The organism is Tahibacter caeni (assembly GCF_024609805.1).
Classification (GTDB): Bacteria; Pseudomonadota; Gammaproteobacteria; order Xanthomonadales; family Rhodanobacteraceae; genus Tahibacter; species Tahibacter caeni.
This window is the reverse complement of the sequence record NZ_JANFVR010000419.1, coordinates 1-3,567: the sequence shown is the minus strand read 5'-3', so window position 1 is coordinate 3,567 and position 3,567 is coordinate 1. Positions and strand designations below refer to the sequence as shown.

The window sequence follows — 3,567 nt, the reverse complement described above, 5'->3', positions numbered from 1 at the left end:
CGCCTGCGGCTTGCCGCCGTCGACCTCGACGCGCAGGGCGTGCGCCTGCGCCGCCGGGCGCGAGGTCAGCGCGAAGCGCGCGATCGAGGCGATGCTCGGCAGCGCCTCGCCGCGGAATCCGAGCGTCGCCACGCGCTCGAGATCGTCGAAGCTCGCGATCTTGCTCGTCGCATGGGCGCTGATCGCGAGCGGCAGGTCGTCGGCCTCGATGCCGCCGCCGTCGTCGCGCACGCGGATCAGCCGCGCGCCGCCGTCCTCGATGTCGACCTCGATGCGCCGGGCGCCCGCGTCGAGACTGTTCTCGACGAGCTCCTTGACCACCGAGGCCGGCCGTTCGATGACTTCGCCGGCGGCGATCTGGTTGACGAGTTCGACGGGGAGCTGGCGGATGCGGGGCATAAGCGGCCGATCATAGCGGTATGCGGCGCCGGCGGGCTCGGTGTCGCGCCGGTCGCGAAAAGTTCCGCGGCGGCGGCGGTCAGCCGCGGCGGCCCGCCGCCGGCAGTTGCTCGAGCACGCCGGCCAAGTCCTCGGCCAGCGGCGCGGAGAACGCGTAGGTCTTGCCGCCGAGCTCGAAGCCGAAATGCTTGGCGTGCAGGAACAGCCGGCGCAGGCCGTACGGGCGCAGCGACTTGTTGAAGTCGGCGTCGCCGTACTTGTCGTCGCCGGCGATAGGATGGCCGATGTGCTGACTGTGCACGCGGATCTGGTGCGTGCGGCCGGTTTCGAGCGCGGCCTCGACGAGGCTCGCGGCCGCGTACCTCTCGATGGTCTTGAAATGCGTCAGCGAAGGCTTGCCGTCGCTGTCGACGCGCACCATGCGCTCGCCGCCCTGCAGGATCGACTTGCGCAGCGGCGCGTTGACGCTGAGCGCCGCGCGCGGCAGCTGGCCCTGCAGCAGGCAGAGGTACTGCTTGGTCGTGCGGTTCTCGCGGATCAGCTCCTGCAGGCCGGTCAGCGCGGCGCGGCGCCGGGCCAGCACGAGCACGCCGCTGGTGTCGCGGTCCAGGCGGTGCACGAGCTCCAGGGTGTCCTTCGGCCGCAGCGCGCGCAGCAGCTCGATCGCGCCGTGGCTCACGCCGGAACCGCCGTGGGCGGCGATACCGGCCGGCTTGGACAGGACCAGGAAATCCTTGTCCTCGTAGATGACGGACCCGGCAATACGCTCGGTCATGCCGCGCGGCGGCGGCGCGGCGGTGCCGGGCTCGGCCGTGCGGACCGGCGGAATGCGCACCTCGTCGCCGCCGGCGACACGGCTGTCGGGCTTGGCGCGCTTGCCGTTCAGGCGCACCTGGCCGGTGCGCAAGATCCGATAGATCAGGCTCTTGGGCACGCCCTTGAGCTGCCCGGCGAGGAAATTGTCGATGCGCTGGCCGTCGCGGTCGTCGGCGACGCGAACCAGTCGCACGCCCGTACCCGCGTCGGAGGAATTGCCCGAAGTTCGCGTCACGATTGAAGAAATCTGCTGTCAGCTGGTAGACTCGGGCTGCACTTCGCGTCAAGGAACGAGGTATTCGACCATCGTTCGGCGATGCACCTACCCGTTGACTGTACTGCCGGCCCCGGCGGATTCCTGACCGGAACCATCGCGGCGACCGGCCGCATCGTAGCGGATCGGGTCGGAGATTGCCCGCAGCGCGGCAAGCGCCGCGGAGGGTCTCCGGTCGTGCAAAGGCAATACTCCCGCGCCGACGCGATGCGAATCGCGGCGGACCAGAACACAACACCGCGCTCCCGGCGATGGCCGCGAGAGTGCGCAACCAGGACGGCGCCGGACCGGCGCATTGCGCCACCGTCGTCCGCCGACCGGCTCGCCGGTCTTTCCGTACGCAGCTGCCGCTGCGTAGCGCAGGAGTTTCCTGCGAGGTATGCGCCTCCGCGTCCGTAAGCGGTAGAGCGCATTACGGAATCAAGACAATGAAACGCATGTTGATCAACGCGACTCAGCGTGAGGAGTTGCGTGTGGCCATTGTGGACGGCCAGAACCTGTTCGACCTCGACATCGAAATCCCGTCCAAGGAACAGAAAAAGGCCAACATCTACAAGGGCCGCATCACCCGGGTCGAACCCTCGCTCGAAGCCTGCTTCGTCGAATACGGCGGCGAGCGCCACGGCTTCCTGCCGCTGAAGGAAATCTCGCGCGACTACTTCACCTCGGGTGTCGACCACAACCGCGCCGGCATCCGCGAGCTGATCAAGGAAGGCCAGGAAATCGTCGTCCAGGTCGAGAAGGAAGAGCGCGGCAACAAGGGCGCCGCGCTGACCACCTTCATCTCGCTGGCCGGCCGCTACATGGTGCTGATGCCGAACAACCCACGCGCGGGCGGCGTCTCGCGCCGCATCGAGGGCGAGGACCGGGCCAACCTCAAGGAGGTGATGGACCAGCTGAACTGCCCCGACGAGATGGGCCTGATCATCCGCACGGCCGGCATGGGCCGCGACGCGGAAGAACTGCAGTGGGACCTCGACTACCTGCTGCAACTCTGGAAGGCGATCTCCGAAGCGGCGACCTCGCGCCCGGGTCCGTTCCTGATCTACCAGGAATCCAAGCTCATCATCCGCGCGCTGCGCGACTACCTGCGCAACGACGTCGGAGAGATCCTCATCGACAACGAGGAGCTCTACCACGACGCGCGCGACTTCGTGCAGCAGGTCATGCCGAACAACCTGCGCAAGCTCAAGCTGTACAAGGACACCACGCCGCTGTTCTCGCGCTTCCAGATCGAGACCCAGATCGAGAACGCGTTCGAGCGCACGGTGCGCCTGCCGTCGGGCGGCTCCATCGTCATAGACCAGACCGAAGCCCTGACCGCGATCGACATCAACTCGGCCAAGGCGACCAAGGGCGGCGACATCGAGGAAACCGCGTTCAACACGAACCGCGAGGCGGCGATCGAGATCGCGCGCCAGCTGCGCATCCGCGACGCGGGCGGCCTGATCGTCATCGACTTCATCGACATGGACAGCCCGCGCCACCAGCGCGAAGTCGAAGAAACGCTGAAGGACGCGCTGAAGCTCGACCGTGCACGCGTGCAGCTCGGCCGCATCTCGCGCTTCGGCCTCATGGAAATGTCGCGCCAGCGCCTGCGCCCGAGCCTCGGCGAGTCGACCCAGATCGTCTGTCCGCGCTGCACCGGCCACGGCCGCATCCGCAGCATCGAGTCGCTGTCGCTGTCGGCGCTGCGTCTCGTCGAGGAACACGCGATGAAGGACAACACCGGCCAGGTGCTCGTGCAGGCGCCGTCCTCGGTCGCGAACTTCCTGCTCAACGAGAAGCGCCGCCAGGTCAGCGACATCGAACAGCGCCACGACGTCGCCGTCATCATCGTCGCCGACGAGAAACTCGAAACGCCGCACCTGGAAATCCAGCGCATCAAGAGCGCCGACATCGGCGACAGCCCGCGTCCGAGCTACGACCGCCTGACTCCGATCGTCGTCACGCCGCCGCCGCAGGTCGCCCAGCCGAGCGCCGAGCCGGAACGCCCGGCCGTCAGCCGCGTCGTGCCGGCCAGCCCGGCCCCGCTGCGCCCGGACGAGGACGAAACCGTCGCCACGGCGCCGGCCCCG

The 3,567-nt window shown here is 68.3% G+C and carries 3 protein-coding genes; 1 reads left to right on the top strand and 2 read right to left on the bottom strand.

The genetic code is table 11. The features are described 5' to 3' along the window. Positions 1-399 (bottom strand): DNA mismatch repair endonuclease MutL (mutL, locus tag NON22_RS21890; RefSeq protein ID WP_257389123.1); only part of this gene is annotated, 399 nt, incomplete at its 3' end. Positions 400-478: 79 nt separating this feature from the next. Beyond that, positions 479-1,453 (bottom strand): RluA family pseudouridine synthase, encoded by a 975-nt coding sequence (locus NON22_RS21885; protein ID WP_257389124.1) that lies wholly within the window; start codon positions 1,451-1,453, stop codon positions 479-481. A gap of 464 nt (positions 1,454-1,917) precedes the next feature. Between NON22_RS21885 and NON22_RS21880 the strand changes: the two genes are divergently transcribed. Then, positions 1,918-3,567, top strand: a 1,650-nt coding sequence (locus NON22_RS21880) for an Rne/Rng family ribonuclease (protein ID WP_257389122.1), incomplete at its 3' end; no start/stop codon positions are given.